This window comes from Lonepinella sp. BR2357 (assembly GCF_051851525.1).
GTDB lineage: Bacteria > Pseudomonadota > Gammaproteobacteria > Enterobacterales > Pasteurellaceae > Lonepinella.
The window spans coordinates 20,648-36,673 of sequence record NZ_JBPDVG010000016.1 but is presented as its reverse complement, the minus strand read 5'-3'; the positions used below and the strand labels follow the sequence as shown (position 1 = coordinate 36,673).

Here is a 16,026-nt window from a genome sequence, read left to right as displayed (position 1 = left end):
AATTATTAAAAATAACCAAAACCAACTATTTTGTCTACTAGAGCATAGTGTATAAAAAAGTGCCAACTATTTTGTCTACTATGCCGAAAGCCCCGATCAGCTTAGCTTAAAACTAAAACTGATAAGGAGGCAAGTATGCCGACGTGGTTAAAATGGGCACTGCTCATTACAATCATCTTGTTGCTGTCTGGCGACACACCGCAAGCATTTAGCTAGACTGGCAACCCAACTAGGGGCGGACCTCGGTCCGCCCTCTCTTGTATTATAAGGATTTCTATTCAGATTTCAACCCCTCGCTTTTCAATTTTCTCGACCTGTTAACACGGCATCAAATCTAGCGGATTTCTGCAAAATCCGTTGAGCCAATTTTTCAATACTTTGTTTGGTTGCCTGTTTGACCAGTTGCTTATCGACATTCATTAACGCAGGGCTATCTGTCAGCCAATAACTTTGTTCCAACGCCCCAAATTGTGCCAAAATCGATTCTTTGGCTAACATTAATTGGCTTTGTTTTTCGGCGGCTTTTTTCGTCAGCAATGTCGGATCAATGCCTTTTTCTAACAGTTCATCAATGATTTTATGTGCTTGCAAGCGTAATTCTTCTGCTCGTTTAGGCTCACAACTAAATTCAATTTTTCCTTCCAATTGGGGCGAAAAAGGATCTTGACTAAACCACGTATTCACCGAATACACGCCTGATAATTGTTCTCGCAAGGCTAGACGCAATTTTTCTTGTAAAATATCCGCTAAAATATCTAACAAATTTTCATTTTCTGCTTGCCAGTGGTTCTCCGCCGTAAAATAAATTTCGACATCTGCTCTAGGTTCAGGCAAGCCTGTTAAGTAAAACGGTGTTGTCGGAATCTGGGCGATCATTGGGGTAAATACTCGCTCTTGTTTTTTCACTGGCACTGTGGCTAAATAAAATTTAGCTAATTTTTGCACCGCCGTTTCATCAATATCACCTACGATAAAATAGGTAAAATCCGTTTTCTCCGCCACATAATGTTGATACAACGCAGAAAGTTGTTGTGCGGTTAAATCTAAGGTAGTTTTGCGGTTTTTGCTATACACGGTTTCTCGCTTGGGAAAACGTAACGCTGCTACTTTTTGCATAAATTCCGTTTCTTTATTATGCTCTTTCAACTCTTGATTTAAGGCTTTTCGATAATCCATTAATACCTTATTGGAAACGGGATTAGTTTGTAATTTTAAACGAAACAGCAACAGTAATTTATCCAAATCATCCGCTTTACCCGCTGCCGTGAAACCTTGTTTTTCGTCATCAATTACGGTAGTAAAGGCAATGGGATTACGACTAAAATAGCGATTAATTTCACCCTGAGAAAGAGAACCGATGCCGGTTTCATCCACCAAATTGACTGCGGTTCGCAAGGCTTGATATTGATTCTCTGGTACAGAACGCAATCCGCCTTGGGTCACGGCTTTAAAATACACCTGTTGTGGACTTTGATTACTGTATAAGTAAACGAGTTTACTGCCATTACTTAAGCGAAATTCGGTGATAGACTGCTCTTGCCAACGTTTTTCCACTCGAATGTTCCCTTGTCCAAACTCCATCTCAGGCAACTTCACATCTTGTTGTTCCGCTTGCCAATGCTGTTGCGGTTGGGATAATAAACGTTGCCACTCTTGTGCTAACTGGTTGGCAGTAAAGGATAATTTCTGTTGTGGCACAGGTTGGGTAATCAACATTAATTTGGCTTTTAATTGCAACATTTGCTGAAAAGTGCGGTGAATATCGCTTAACTTTATTTGAGCCAATAGCTGTTGATTTAAACGATATTTATCTTCCATTGATAACACTGTTTGATTGTTTGCCATTGAAACAATCAAATCATTCGCCATCTTAATACTCGTAGCTTTCACTTCTCGCTGACGTTCATTGAGTTTTTGCAAGCGTTGAATTTCGTCATTGAGTTCTTGTTGAGTGAACCCATTTTGATAAATTTCAGCAAGAAAATGAAACAGTTGAGAAATAGCTTGTTGATAGCGTTGATCATTCAGTTGCAATGAAAAGGTGGCTTGCAAGGTTTGTTTGCCTAAGTGGCTATGATAAAAATTCGCTGTATTTATCACCGCACTTTCTTGCTGCTTTAACGCTGTTTCCCACTGCTGAAAGCGTAAATTCATCAAGCGAATCACAATCTGTTGCCATAAATCTTGCTGATAGGCTCCCACGGTATTTTTATCATTAGCATCGCTAAACAAGCTAAATTCAACACTCGGTTCTTTAATTTCCTTTTCAGACACTGTCGCCAATCGCCATTGTTGGGGCAAGGGAATGTGATAATCAATTTTCGGCAAAGGAATCCTTTGTTGTGGGTTCGGAGCATTTAATTGCGTTTGTACTAATTTTTCCATTTGTTGACGATCAATATCGCCCACTACAATTAATATGGCATTATCTGTCCGATACCATTTTTTATAGAAATCTTTCACTCGCTGTGCCGTGACATTTTTGATAATGTTCACATCGCCGATAGGATCTCGCAATACATAGCGAGAATGTGCCATTTCCACTTGGCTTTTTTTATCCCCTAAGCGTAACATCGGGCTTAAACGAGCTCGCCATTCTTCCAACACCACACCACGCTCTAAATCCAAATCTTGCGGAAAAATGGTTAAATGATTTAGCCATTGGTCGATCACGTTTAATGCCAATTTCAGGGTTTTATCATCATTTTTGGCGATGTTTAACGTATAAACTGTGTTTTCAAAATCCGTAAACGCATTAATATCCCGAGCAAATTTCATTCCTAACTGCTCTAAGGCATTAATAATCTGATTTTGCGGATATTGTTCCGAGCCATTAAATGCCATATGTTCCACTAAATGAGCGATGCCCTTTTGGTCATCATCTTCATTCATTGAACCAGCATTAATCACCAACCGCATATACACTCGCCCTTTCGGATCATCACTCGGCAAAATGAGATAACGCAAACCGTTATCTAATTTCCCTTGCAATGCCATAGGCTCAAAAGGCAAAGGATCCGACAGATTAAAGCGGGGCTGAAAAGAAGATTGGCAAGCACATAATAGGCTTGCCAATAAAATTAGGATCGCTTTCATTATTAAAATTCGTAGCCTAGCTCAAGCCAATATTCACGCCCTGCACTGTAAAAGCCGTAATCTTCGCCTGATGATGTTATGCCACGACGCGTTTTATTTAACACATTCAACACATCAAATTTCACAAATACGGAATGATTGTTAAACACTTTCGGCTGCCAACGAATGCTGCTATCCCACTGGGTATGGGTGCCGTAATTGTAACTACGGAAAGCAGGTAATCCGTTGATTTCATCATCATTTTCACTGGCACCTTTGATCGGGGCTTTCACATAAAGGTTATTCGACCACACCACATTATAATCGGGCACCGCCATATCTAAACCTAAACGCACTTCCCATTCTTCACGATTACTGTTAATTTTGGCTCGCATAGCATCACGAGTCATTAATTTACCGTCTAAATACACCAAGGAAGATCCGTCATAATTGCCCGTATTGACCCCTTTCATATCAAGCCAGTCGAAAGCCAATGCTGTTTTCCATTCCGTTGCTCCCCATTTCCACGGTTCAGCATTTTTGATTTGTAAGGTGTAAACATCATTGCTGTAATCTTGCCCTTTGGCAAAATAACGCTCACTGCCGTCATCGTGCAACACAATGCGATCTTTATTTTTACGGTGAATGTATTTGGCATCGAAAATCACATTCGCCCATTGTTGTTGCAAGCCTAAACTCAATTCATCCGTGTGTGGCGTTTTGAAAGAAGATAAGTCATTGTAGGTAAAACGAGAATCATCGTAGCCTTCTAATTTATAGATGGCTTGGGTTAATTTCATTGACGCAAAAGAACGACCATAATAACGGTTCCAGCCTGCACTTAATTTAGTTTGCTCAAACGGTTTCCACGTTGCCACAAACCGCGGTGCAAAATTGGTATTTTTTAAGTAGTTATCTCGTTCTAAACGTACCCCAGGGCGAAATTCAAGATTTTTCCAACTGATTAAATCTTCCAAATAAACCGCTATATTTTGGTAACTGGCTTTCACTTTGCCTTTATGAACTTGATTTGAGCTGCCCAATACTAATTCATCATAATCACCGTCGCCATCATCGTCAAAATAATCCTGATTATAGATTTCACCTGTGGCATCTTGATCACGGTTAAAACGATATTTGGTAAACTGATAAATGCCCCCTAAGGATATGGAATGTTCCGTGGTGCCAAGATTAAAAGCATCAAGGGCATATTCCATTGAGGCGTGCAAATTATCTTGGGTTAAATCACTGTTACCCATTCCGCCAGTAAAGTATTCATCGCCATCCACAATATAGGTTTTCATTTGGGTAGAGGCGGATTTCCGTTTATCTTTAAACTGATCGTACGCTAATGTGGTGGTTAACACCCCATTATCCAAGGATTTCACCCACGCCAACGTACCACCATAGGCCTGATGATAATCACGCACATCGCTATCAATATTGGTAGCATAGAATTTACTTTCACGGTAATTAGAATAACGTAAACCGAGTTCAACTCGATTTTGATCATTCGGCGTCCAGTTAAAATTCAATAACGCATTAGTGGAACGGCGAGTATGATCTTGTTTGTCCGTATCCCCTTGCGGATTGATTAAACGCTGTTGCTGAATATGGGCAGCACGTTGGCTTAATCCGACCACCACCCCTAAATTATCAGCCAAGGCTTTTTGTGCCGAAATGCTGAAAAACTGTTTATCATATTTCGGTTGATAATCTGCATTACTGCCATTGGGTGTAGCCTGTTCAAATTTAGCCCGATCTTCATCGCTTAAATGAAATTTCGCCCATTGTGAACGAGAAGTCCGATAACGCAACTGTACGCCATCTTTGCCGTCATATTGTTTGGTTTTCGCCACTACCGCACCGCCAGTAAATCCCCCTAAACTGGCCGAAATATCACTGTCGTAAACCGTGACGGAAGACAACAAATTCGCATCAAAAAAATAGGCTTGTGGACTATTTGCCACTGGTAAGCTCAACATTGAACCATCAAACAAATCTGCCCCTAAATCATTATTGGCATTGACGTTATCCACAAAATAACTGGTTTGATTAGACTCTGCCCCATTAATTGACACTGCAACAGGTTTAATTTCACCTCGTTGGAAACTGCTTTCATCACTTTGCTCAAAACGAACGTGCGGATTGGCTTTTAAATAATCAGAAATATTGCCATTGCTGACTGGTTGTTGTTTAATATCTTCACTGCTAACAGCTTGACTTGATGAAATTCTGCTGTTTTGATTGGCGTACACCACAATTTCAGCAAGTTGATTTTCGTTTTTTGTTGGCGTAGTTTGTTCTGCCTGAGCGGAAAGTGCAAGGCAAATGCTCACCGCTAATAAGGTTTTTTGTGTTTTGTTCATAATAAATCCTTTATATTGATAATCGTTATCAACAATTATAATCAAGATTAAAATGGAATACAATAATCAACTATGCTTAAAAAAGCCTTGAATTTCAACGACTCAAGGCTTTTTTATGTGAAATCCCACTAGAAACGCATTTCTACCGAGGCGGCAAAATTACGGCCAGGGGCATAATAGCGTTCTAGGCCTTTGCCCTCTTTATCCACGGTGTTGGTGGTGCTAGCGGTAATGTTGATGCCTCGCAAAGCGTCCCAAGTATGATATTTTCGATTGAAAATATTATAGGCACCGGCACGTAACGTAATGTTTTTATTTACTCTGACGAAACCGAATACATCAAATAAAGCGGCTGAGCCGTTTAACCATGGGTAATCCTTGGTTTTGCCACGAGGATCATTATAGGCATTCAGAATTTGCGCATCTTTGCCTTTTTTGGCGCCAAGATAGGTCCAACGGGCGGAGAATCCCCAACGATCATCAGGATCGTCGTAACCAAAGCCTAAAATGACTTTAATTGGCTGAATGGAAAGTAAGCTCAAATCAGTATCATATAATTTACTTTTGCTATACCCCACCGATCCCATGGCATTCCAACCCTGTGGCACTTTATTCCAAATACCATTCAGATTAAGTTTTCCCGTGAAATCAAATCCCATAATGCGGGCTCTATCTAAGTTTTGAGCCTGTTGGAATAAGGTTTCGGCATAACCGTTAGTTTCTGTTGGGCTACAAAGCTCGCCACAACTTACCCAAGCGACAGTTTCTCGTTCATACAAGAAATCTTTGTAGCTCGTGTGGTAAGCATTCAACGTTGCAGAGCCAAAATCGCCATTGGCGGAAATCTGAATAGCGTTGTTGAAACTTAATTCGGCTTTTAATTTTGGATTAGCTAGCCAGTTACCCGATAGGCTTTTGAAAGTAAAATACATTTCAGAGGCTGACGGTACACGGTAACCGCTAGATAAACTATAACCAATACGCCAAATATCATTGATTTGATAATCTAAACTGCCGCTCGCACTTAAGCCTTGGAACTCTGCTCCTTTTGGCGTGGTTTTCTCACAAGCATGACAGACTTCATTCACATCTTGTGGGTTCAATTTAGTGTAATCATAACGAATACCAAATTTACTGCTCCAAGTATCATTCCATTGCACTTTATCTTGCAAAGAGGCATAAAAGTTAATGGTTTTCACTGGATTTTGAATGGTATAAGGCAATACATAGGTTTGATTTTGGCTCGGAAACTCAATGGTATCAATATTTTGATTATAGAAACGCTTGTCCGATAAGCCCATGCGTAAAGACAATAAATGGGTACCAAAACGTTCCCCCAATGACACGCTATCTGCACGCAAAGAAATCCGATTAAAGCGGCTACGCATCCTGCGATCGTACCATTCAATTAAGGAAATATTACGATAGGTTTTGTAATTTAACGCTTCAACGTTCGTGCGTTGCCAGTCGTAATCCAATTTGACATAAGCCAAATAATCACTGACAGGGAAATATTCGTAGGCTACGTTTAAATTATCACGGTGGGTTTTATCGGTGCTGTTACGGAAAAAACTGTCTAATAAAGCATAGGATTTTTCATCATTCTGCGCCCAATTTCTTGCGCCTGTATAAGACACACTAAATTTATGGGTATCGTTGAGTAAATACGACAGTTTGCCTAAGAAATTATGATTGCGGTGATTGCTTGGATCGGGAATACCACGAGCATCACCATAAATATCTTCGCCATTACCTCGGCTTTTCATTTCTTGCCCACGGCGTTGTGAATAAAGCGCCACCGCCTCCCAGCCGTTGTCTTTATAGGCTAAACCACCTGTATTGGTCCATTCGTTATTTTTACTGCCGAAACCACTTTTTAACAATACGCCGACTTTATTGCGTTGACCATTTTCATCCGCTGGTAAAATAATATCATCCGCCGTCAAAGTATGATAATTGACGCTGCCGCCGAGATTTCCGCTCCCCGCATTAAAGGAATCTGATCCTCGCACAATATCAATACCTTGCACCAATTCTGGATCGATCACAATACGTGAACTGTTAAAGTTGCCATAACGTGCATAAAGGGAATTTTCTTCCGAATCGGGCAATGCCACACCGTCAATAATAATCCCGACACGGTTTCCCTCCACCCCACGAATTGCAAAGCCTTTAGTATGGCGACCGTTATCACTGATCCCAACATCTGTGGTATAACGCACCAAATCTCGGCTGTCAGAAACTAATTCATCTTGAATTTGACGACGTGTTTTTTTGATTTCGCCGTGAATTTTGACGTCTTCCTTGCCTACCACATTAATTTGGTCTAATTGTTCCTCTGCTTGAGATAAAGCAGGGTTAAGTGCTAAGGCAATACAGAACGCACCAAGTGTTAATCTGTATGTCGAACTCATGTATGTTCCTTAATAAATTATCAAGCTAAAAACAAAAAAACGGCGGACGAACCGCCGTTAGGTTTAGGGATTACTCAATAGTAATGTTGTCTAATTTAGACTTGACTTCTTCAACTTTTTTAAGTCCCTCATTTGCCTGATCAATTCGTTGTTGATAAATCTTTTTCATATACTCATTCTCAGTTTTTTCAAGATATCCTTGGTAAGTCTCTCTTGTACTTGTTAAGCTATCTTTATCAAGGCTTTCACATGTAGTTAAACCAGAGCAAACTCGGCTAGCACCAAACACCCCATTATAGTCTTTATCAACACCTTTGGTTTGATAGAACACACCAGCAATATCTTGACCACCAGAGCCATAAAATGCCCCATTGGTTTGAACGCCATTGACCATTCCATCGAACTCTAAGCCTTTCACATTGGCACCCAAGGTTAACTTAGTGACATCCTTATCTTTTAATTCAAGTACCATTTTTTTATCTTTAAAGTCAACCGCACCCTCTGCTGAAAGTTCGGTATATTGACCATTTTTACCGTAGAATGCCCCACCTTGGTAAGTATAAATACTCTCCACTTTTTCATCTTCATCCTCATTGATCGCATATAATATTTGACCTTGATTACTTTGATATTCAGAATTTAGATCGGAATAATTAAACGGTGTACGAGCTTCTTTTTGATCTTCTGGTGTACGGATACCTTGGACAAATAAGTGTGTTATGCCATCTTTAACCACATAACCAAAACGTGTTTGCTCAAAGTCTTGACTATTACGTTTGCTTGGCAAATAACCAACTTTACCAATCGATTTTTCACCCTCTTTAATGTCTTTTGAGGTGGTTGGATTATCTCCACTACCGATTGTTCCTGTGTCATCTGGGTGTAATTGATCACGCCATTTGACAATTTCATCATCACTATACAATTCAATCTTTTGACCATCAAGGACAAGCACATTTAAATTCTTATTATTTGTCGCAAATGCTTTACTTTCAAAGTTGTCACCCACTTTAAGTAGTTTACCATTCACATAATTAAATTTAATTGATGAATCACCGTCGTCATAAGTTGTTTGATTATTACTGAAAGATTTTTTCACCTCATCCACATTTTTATCTACACGTGGTTTATCCGCTTTTTCAGCCTCTTCTTTGGCTTTAAGATCATCTTTCGTAGCTTTAGAATCATCGTCTGTGGCTTTAGAATCATCGCCTGTGGCTTTAGAATCATCGTCTGTGGCTTTAGAATCATCGCCTGTGGCTTTAGAATCATCGTCTGTGGCTTTAGAATCATCGTCTGTGGCTTTAGAATCATCGTCTGTGGCTTTAGAATCATCGTCTGTGGCTTTAGAATCATCTTTTTGGGTTTTATCTACTACACCCGTTTCTCCCCGTGTTAATTCCATCCCTTGTGTATTTTGATCCGCACTTTGTTGTTTTTCTGTGGTGGAATCATGATCGCTTGAATGTTCATCCCCACTGGACGAAGAAGAATCAATAGGTTTAGCTGGCGTAGTAGGTGGGGAAGTTAAATATTTTCCTGTATTCGGATCATCACCGCCCTTGGAAGATGAACAAGCAGCTAATGCAGTTGATGCCAATACTACGGTAATCAAATTGAGAGAAAATTTTTTCATATTTTTCATAAAAAGTCCTTTTGGTTGTAACAAATTGATAAGATAGTTTCACAAAATAGCAAAATGCTAAAGTCATTCTATCAACAATTATTTACACTTTCAATAACAAAAACAATTCTTATTAAGATTGACTATTTATATAAAATCGCCTAAAGTAATAAAGCTTTAAATGCTTTATAAATGAAACACTTCTCTTTTCTATTAATTGATTACTTAGGAGATCTTATGAAACACCTACGTTTAAGTATTATCGCCACGGCAACAGCTCTCGCTTTAACCGCTTGTTCATCAGGTGGCGGCGGGGGTAACTCAAATTCTGCTACCGCCACGCCGAAAACAGAAAGCAAGGTAAAAAGTCTAAATACGCAAGATACAGGATCTGCTCAAAACAGTAATGTAAGTGCGTCATCTTCCACACAGAATAATGTGACGGTCCCAGCAGCCAACACAACGAAGCCTGCTGAAACTACACCAACGGTGAATGTCACCAAACCCGCTGAAACCACACCAACGGTGAACATCATCAAATCCGCTGAAACCACACCAACGGTGAACATCACCAAACCCGCTGAAACCACACCAACAACAGACAATACCATCAGCAATGTCTTTGTAGGCACAGGTTTCACCACCATGCCAGATAAAAAATTATCGGGTATCACCGCACGCATTAGTCCAACAGGTAAGGTAAGTGCCGCGGCGACCCTCAACTACGCACAAGAAGATTTAAATGAATTAGTGATTGACGATAAAAAAATTGCCATTTTCACCGCCAAAGAATTACTCAATGGTGGGGATTATAAAGTCTTCACTCAACGTGATGTAAGAGAGGGCTCAACTTCGGGTAAAGTATCTGGCTATGCCATGGGGAATGGGGATACATTCCAAGGTGCTGTGGGTGGTTTCCAAGATATGCACTTTGGTGTATTTAACGAGGGTGAAAACAGTACATTATTTGTACAAGGTTATATCACACCAGTAAGCGGTGTGGGTATCTCTCGCAACAGCGATCAAGTTTACCCAATGCCGAAAAGCGGCAAAGTGACTTACACCCAAGCGTTCTCTGCTTATGGTGAAAAAGGCAAATATCAATTAATGGATACCACGATCCAAGCTGACTTTGGTGAAAAAACCGTGAATGTAACCCTAAAAGATCCGACCACCACGCAAACCAAAGTCGCCTTTGATGCTACGATTGACGGCAATACCTTTGCAGGCAATACCAATGGCGTAGAAAGCAAAGGGGCATTTTATGGTTCCGTGGCGAGCCAAATCGGTGGGGTATTCTATCAAACCACGGGTGAAGACAAAGGTAAAAATGGGGTATTTGGTGGTGCGGAGAAACGTTTTACTAAATAGCCTCGTTATCCTATAAGTAACCTAGTATAAAAAGTGCGGTGCAAAAAATAATCATTTTTTACACCGCACTTTTTTATTAACACGACTAACTGTGCTTATTTTTCATCCAACGTCTTAATCCAAAAGAAAAAGAACCAATATTCAATCAGCAATAAAATCACAATACAAATGCGTCCGTAAATCGGCGTGAAATAAAAACTGATCGCCATCATCACCGTAGAGAGGGTCAAAATAGAGATTTTGGATTTTTTAGTTAACGCCCGTTGTTCATCAAAGGATTTAAGGTGTTTTTTGTAAATGTCTGTTTGCAAAAACCAAGCGTGTAGGCGAGGCGAGCTTTTGCCGAAGAAAAATAACGCCAGCAATAAAAACGGTGTGGTGGGCATGACGGGCAAAAATGCCCCAATAACGCCTAAGCCAATACAGAGAAATCCTAATCCAATATATAAAAAACGCATTCTTTTTCCTTATAAAATTAACAATGTCTGCTTGATTTGTTACAATTCATCACAATATAACAGTAATTATATCGAAATGAAAATTAATATTAATTATTAAAGGAACAAATTATGACAAATCCATTATTGGAAAACAACTCACTTCCGCCATTTTCTCGCATTGAACCGCAACATATTCAGCCGGCGGTGGAAAAACTCATTCAAGATTGCCGTGATGTGACAGAACAAGTGTTAAAACAACCGCAGTTTAGTTGGGAAAATTTTTATCAGCCGTTGGCGGAAGTCAACGATCGTTTAAGCAAGGCATGGTCGCCTGTGGGGCATTTAAATGCGGTGAAAAATAGCCCAGAATTGCGAGATGCCTATCAAGCCTGTTTGCCGTTGTTGTCGGAATATGGCACTTGGGTGGGGCAACATAAGGGCTTGTATGAGGCTTATTTAAGCTTAAAAAATAGCCCTGAATTTGCTCGCTATTCGGTGGCACAAAAGAAAGCCATTGAAAATAGTTTGCGTGATTTTGAATTGTCGGGTATCGGCTTACCTGCAGAACAACAAAAACGCTACGGCGAAATTGTAGCTCGTTTGTCGGATTTAAAATCTCAATTTAGCAATAATGTGTTAGATGCCACCATGGGTTGGGAAAAGCTCATTAGTGATGAAAAAGACTTGGTTGGCTTGCCTGAAAGTGCCTTGCAATTAGCTAAACAATCAGCGGAAAGCAAGGGGCAAACGGGCTATCGTTTCACCTTGGAAATGCCAAGTTATTTGCCTGTGTTAACCTATTGCGAAAACCAAAATTTGCGGGAAGAAATGTATCGGGCTTATGTGACCCGAGCCTCCGAGCAAGGCCCTAACGCAGGAAAATGGGACAATTCAGCGATTATGGAAGAAATTTTGAGCTTGCGTTTGGAGCTTGCCAAATTGCTTGGCTTTGAGCATTACACTGATCTTTCCCTTGCCACCAAAATGGCAGAAAATCCGCAGCAAGTGTTGGATTTTCTTGAAAATTTAGCTACCAGATCCAAAGCTCAAGGGGAAAAAGAATTGAGCGAACTCAACGCCTTTGTAAAAGAAAATTATCAAGTGAGCGAACTGAATCCGTGGGATATTGCCTTTTACAGCGAAAAACAAAAACAAGCCTTATACGCCATTAATGATGAAGAACTTCGCCCCTATTTCCCCGAAGATCGGGTACTTTCAGGCTTATTTGAGCTAATTAAACGCATTTTCAATATTCGTGCGGTAGAGCGTTTTGATGTAGAAACCTATCACAAAGACGTGCGTTTCTTTGATTTAATTGACCAAAGCAACGAGGTGCGAGGCAGTTTCTATTTGGATTTATATGCCCGTGAACATAAACGTGGCGGGGCGTGGATGGACGATTGTATTGGCCGCAAACGCCAAGCTGACGGCTCAATCCAAAAACCTGTTGCCTATTTAACCTGCAATTTCAACGCCCCTGTGGGCGATAAGCCTGCTTTATTCACGCATGATGAAGTGACCACCCTATTCCACGAATTTGGGCATGGCATTCATCATATGTTGACCTTAATTGATGTGGGCGATGTATCGGGCATTAACGGCGTACCATGGGATGCGGTGGAATTGCCGAGCCAATTTTTAGAAAATTGGTGTTGGGAAGAACAAGCCCTTGCCTTTATTTCAGGACATTACCAAACAGGCGAGCCGTTGCCAAAAGAAAAATTAAGCCAATTAATCAAGGCGAAAAATTTCCAAGCCGCCATGTTTGTGTTACGCCAATTAGAATTTGGCTTATTTGATTTCCGCTTGCATCATCATTATCAAACAGGCAAAAGCAATCAAATTTTAGACACCTTAAAAGCCGTGAAAAACGAAGTCGCCGTGATCAAAGGTGTAGACTGGGCAAGAACCCCACACAGCTTTAGCCATATTTTCGGCGGCGGTTATTCCGCAGGGTATTACAGCTATTTATGGGCAGAAGTGTTATCTGCTGATGCTTATTCTCGTTTTGAAGAAGAAGGCATTTTCAACCCTGTCACAGGGCAATCTTTCTTAGATGAAATCTTGACCCGTGGCGGCAGTGAAGAGCCTATGCAGCTATTTGAACGCTTCCGTGGGCGTAAGCCGAATTTAGAGGCGTTATTACGTCACAAAGGGATTCAATAAGGAGATTGTTATGAGTATTTTAGTTACTGGTGCATCTGCAGGATTTGGTAAAGCGATTTGCCGAACACTGGTTAAAGCAGGTTACAACGTTATCGGTGCAGCACGACGCTTGGATAAATTGCAAGATTTGCAAGTAGAATTAGGAGAGCATTTCTATCCCCTTGTCATGGATGTATCAAAAACAGCCGAAATTGACACCGCACTTTCTAGCCTACCAGCAGACTGGGCGAACATTGATTTACTGGTGAATAATGCGGGTTTGGCATTAGGCTTGGAAACTGCCGATAAAGCCCATTTTGAGGATTGGCTCACCATGATTAACACCAATATTATCGGCTTGAGCTATCTAACTCGCCAAATTCTACCCAATATGGTGGAACGAAACCAAGGCCATATTATCAATCTTGGATCTATTGCGGGCAACTATCCTTACCCAGGTGGCAATGTATACGGTGCGACAAAAGCCTATGTGAAACAATTTAGCTTAAATTTGCGGGCGGATTTAGCAGGGACGGCGATTCGTGTCACCAACATAGAACCAGGCTTATGTGGCGGAACGGAATTTTCTAATGTGCGTTTTAAAGGCGATGATGAAAAAGCAGCCAATCTGTATAAAGGCACCAATGCCATTCAACCCGAAGATATTGCCAATGCGGTATTGTGGATTTATCAACAACCCGCTCATGTGAATATTAATCGCATTGAAATTATGCCAGTGTCACAGAGTTTTTCCCCATTAAATGTAGTAAGAAGTTAAAGGATATTTTTATGAGTATTTTAGTCACAGGTGCTTCCGCAGGTTTTGGTAAAGCCATTTGCCGCAGTTTGATTCAAGCTGGCTACAAGGTCATCGGCGCTGCACGTCGTTTAGATAAATTGCAAGCATTACAAACAGAACTTGGGGAAAATTTTTATCCGTTAGTCATGGATGTATCAAAAACTTCGGAAATTGACACCGCACTTTTGAGCTTGCCTGCCGAGTGGGCGAATATTGATTTGTTGGTGAATAATGCAGGCTTAGGATTGGGCATTGAAACCGCAGATAAAGCCAATTTTGAGGATTGGTTAACCATGATTAACACCAATATTATCGGTTTAAGCTATTTAACTCGCCAATTGTTACCGCAAATGGTAGCACGCAATCAAGGGCATATTATCAACCTCGGTTCGGTAGCTGGCAGTTATGCGTTCCCAAACATTAATGTGTACGGTGCAACCAAAGCCTACGTAAAACAGTTTAGCTTGAATTTGCGAGCGGATTTGGCCGGCACGGCAATTCGGGTCACCAATGTCGAACCAGGGATGGGCGGTGGCACGGAATTTTCTAATGTGCGTTTTAAAGGGGATAATGCAAAAGCCGCAGACTGGTACAAAGGGGCAAATGCGCTGCAACCTGAAGACATTGCTAGTGCAGTATTATGGATTTACCAACAACCTGCTCATGTGAATATTAACCGCATTGAAATTATGCCGGTGTCGCAAAGTTTCTCGGCGTTAAATGTGGTAAGAAGCTAAGCAAAAAACACCGCACTTTTTTCAAAATGCGGTGTTTTTCTTATCTGTTAATTATCAACATTAGGCAATAAATTTCTCGCCTAATTCAATATCCGCTTTTAATTGCGGTAACATGGCTTGTAATTGTTCTTGCTCAAATTGGCTTAACTCGCCGATTGGTAACAAACTCTCAACGCCCTCACGGCCGAAACGTACTGGTTGTGAGAAGAAACGAGCGTATTCGCCGTTGCCTTCCACATAAGCACATTCTACGGCAGTTTCGCCGTTTAAACCACGTACTAAGGCTTGTGTAAAGCGAGCGGCAGCCATGGCCATAGACAAGGTGGCAGAACCTGCACCTGCTTTAGCATTAACAACATCTGTACCCGCATTTTGTACTTTTTTGGTTAATTCCACGATTTCTTCATGGCCCCAAGTGGCGTATTGTACTTGTGAGAAGATTGGTAAAATGGTGGTGCCTGAGTGACCGCCGATAACCGGAATGCTGTTACGTTCGACTTCTAAGCCTTTTTGTTCCGCCACAAAGGTTTCCGCACGTAATACGTCTAATGTGGTAATACCGAATAATTTACGTTTGTCGTAAATACCAGCTTTTTTCAATACTTCAGCGGCAATAGCAACAGTGGTATTCACTGGGTTAGTGATAATGCCGATACAGGCTTTTGGTGCAAAGTTTGCGACATTTTGCACTAAATCACGGATAATGCCCGCATTGATATTAAATAGATCGGAACGATCCATACCCGGTTTTCTTGCTACACCCGCAGAGATAATGACTGCATCTGCCCCTGTTAAGGCTTTTCCAATATCTTCGCCCGCATAACCTTCTACTTTCACGGCGGTGGAAATATGGCTTAAATCTTTTGCCACACCGGGGGTCATTGGCGCCACGTCATATAACGCTAACTCGGATCCTGCTGGAAGTTGTAATTTCAATAAAAGTGATAATGGCTGACCGATACCACCTGCTGCACCTAAAACGGCAATTTTCATGGTTTTCTCCTTAAATATAAAAGTATGATGGATTGCTAATAGTTTATGCCTTGTGTGCA

The 16,026-nt window shown here is 40.9% G+C and carries 10 protein-coding genes; 4 read left to right on the top strand and 6 right to left on the bottom strand.

What is annotated here, in order from left to right:
* Window positions 1-300: 300 nt before the first annotated feature.
* The 4 genes from ACTG7L_RS10075 to ACTG7L_RS10060 form a co-directional block, all read right to left on the bottom strand.
* Window positions 301-3,096, bottom strand: coding sequence for an insulinase family protein (locus tag ACTG7L_RS10075; RefSeq protein ID WP_439328431.1), 2,796 nt, complete (start codon window positions 3,094-3,096; stop codon window positions 301-303).
* A 2-nt stretch (window positions 3,097-3,098) separates the two neighbouring features.
* Window positions 3,099-5,444: a TonB-dependent receptor plug domain-containing protein gene (locus ACTG7L_RS10070; RefSeq protein WP_439328430.1), complete on the bottom strand. Its 2,346-nt coding sequence runs from the start codon at window positions 5,442-5,444 to the stop codon at window positions 3,099-3,101.
* A gap of 128 nt (window positions 5,445-5,572) precedes the next feature.
* Complete coding sequence (locus ACTG7L_RS10065; RefSeq protein WP_439328429.1) at window positions 5,573-7,858, bottom strand: TonB-dependent hemoglobin/transferrin/lactoferrin family receptor; 2,286 nt, start codon at window positions 7,856-7,858, stop codon at window positions 5,573-5,575.
* A 70-nt stretch (window positions 7,859-7,928) separates the two neighbouring features.
* Window positions 7,929-9,503, bottom strand: a complete 1,575-nt coding sequence (locus ACTG7L_RS10060) for a transferrin-binding protein-like solute binding protein (protein WP_439328428.1) — start codon at window positions 9,501-9,503, stop codon at window positions 7,929-7,931.
* A 216-nt stretch (window positions 9,504-9,719) separates the two neighbouring features.
* Here ACTG7L_RS10060 and ACTG7L_RS10055 point away from each other — a divergent pair, with 216 nt between their 5' ends.
* Window positions 9,720-10,853, top strand: coding sequence for a transferrin-binding protein-like solute binding protein (locus ACTG7L_RS10055; protein WP_439328427.1), 1,134 nt, complete (start codon window positions 9,720-9,722; stop codon window positions 10,851-10,853).
* Between the two features lie 95 nt (window positions 10,854-10,948).
* On the opposite strand, the gene ACTG7L_RS10050 is transcribed toward ACTG7L_RS10055, so the two are convergent.
* Window positions 10,949-11,311, bottom strand: coding sequence for a YbaN family protein (locus ACTG7L_RS10050; RefSeq protein ID WP_439243566.1), 363 nt, complete (start codon window positions 11,309-11,311; stop codon window positions 10,949-10,951).
* 111 nt (window positions 11,312-11,422) lie between these two features.
* On the opposite strand from ACTG7L_RS10050, the gene prlC reads away from it, so the two are divergent.
* The 3 genes from prlC to ACTG7L_RS10035 are packed head-to-tail and all read left to right on the top strand — an operon-like array spanning window position 11,423 to window position 14,974.
* On the top strand, window positions 11,423-13,459 hold the full coding sequence (gene prlC, locus ACTG7L_RS10045; protein ID WP_439328426.1) for an oligopeptidase A: 2,037 nt from the start codon (window positions 11,423-11,425) through the stop codon (window positions 13,457-13,459).
* A gap of 10 nt (window positions 13,460-13,469) precedes the next feature.
* Complete coding sequence (locus tag ACTG7L_RS10040) at window positions 13,470-14,216, top strand: SDR family oxidoreductase (RefSeq protein WP_439328425.1); 747 nt, start codon at window positions 13,470-13,472, stop codon at window positions 14,214-14,216.
* Between the two features lie 11 nt (window positions 14,217-14,227).
* Window positions 14,228-14,974: an SDR family NAD(P)-dependent oxidoreductase gene (locus tag ACTG7L_RS10035; RefSeq protein WP_439328424.1), complete on the top strand. Its 747-nt coding sequence runs from the start codon at window positions 14,228-14,230 to the stop codon at window positions 14,972-14,974.
* Between the two features lie 60 nt (window positions 14,975-15,034).
* Here the strand turns inward: ACTG7L_RS10035 and mdh are convergent, their stop codons facing one another.
* Window positions 15,035-15,967 (bottom strand): malate dehydrogenase, encoded by a 933-nt coding sequence (gene mdh, locus ACTG7L_RS10030; RefSeq protein WP_439328423.1) that lies wholly within the window; start codon window positions 15,965-15,967, stop codon window positions 15,035-15,037.
* Between the last annotated feature and the right edge of the window lie 59 nt (window positions 15,968-16,026).

What these genes read in the sequence shown, in the direction of transcription:
- ACTG7L_RS10055 (WP_439328427.1), top strand. Translation starts at nt 9,720, where the DNA reads ATGAAACACCTACGTTTAAGTATTATCGCCACGGCAACAGCTCTCGCT.
- ACTG7L_RS10060 (WP_439328428.1), bottom strand. Translation starts at nt 9,503, where the DNA reads ATGAAAAATATGAAAAAATTTTCTCTCAATTTGATTACCGTAGTATTG.
- ACTG7L_RS10070 (WP_439328430.1), bottom strand. Translation starts at nt 5,444, where the DNA reads ATGAACAAAACACAAAAAACCTTATTAGCGGTGAGCATTTGCCTTGCA.
- mdh (WP_439328423.1), bottom strand. Translation starts at nt 15,967, where the DNA reads ATGAAAATTGCCGTTTTAGGTGCAGCAGGTGGTATCGGTCAGCCATTA.
- prlC (WP_439328426.1), top strand. Translation starts at nt 11,423, where the DNA reads ATGACAAATCCATTATTGGAAAACAACTCACTTCCGCCATTTTCTCGC.
- ACTG7L_RS10050 (WP_439243566.1), bottom strand. Translation starts at nt 11,311, where the DNA reads ATGCGTTTTTTATATATTGGATTAGGATTTCTCTGTATTGGCTTAGGC.
- ACTG7L_RS10035 (WP_439328424.1), top strand. Translation starts at nt 14,228, where the DNA reads ATGAGTATTTTAGTCACAGGTGCTTCCGCAGGTTTTGGTAAAGCCATT.
- ACTG7L_RS10075 (WP_439328431.1), bottom strand. Translation starts at nt 3,096, where the DNA reads ATGAAAGCGATCCTAATTTTATTGGCAAGCCTATTATGTGCTTGCCAA.
- ACTG7L_RS10040 (WP_439328425.1), top strand. Translation starts at nt 13,470, where the DNA reads ATGAGTATTTTAGTTACTGGTGCATCTGCAGGATTTGGTAAAGCGATT.
- ACTG7L_RS10065 (WP_439328429.1), bottom strand. Translation starts at nt 7,858, where the DNA reads ATGAGTTCGACATACAGATTAACACTTGGTGCGTTCTGTATTGCCTTA.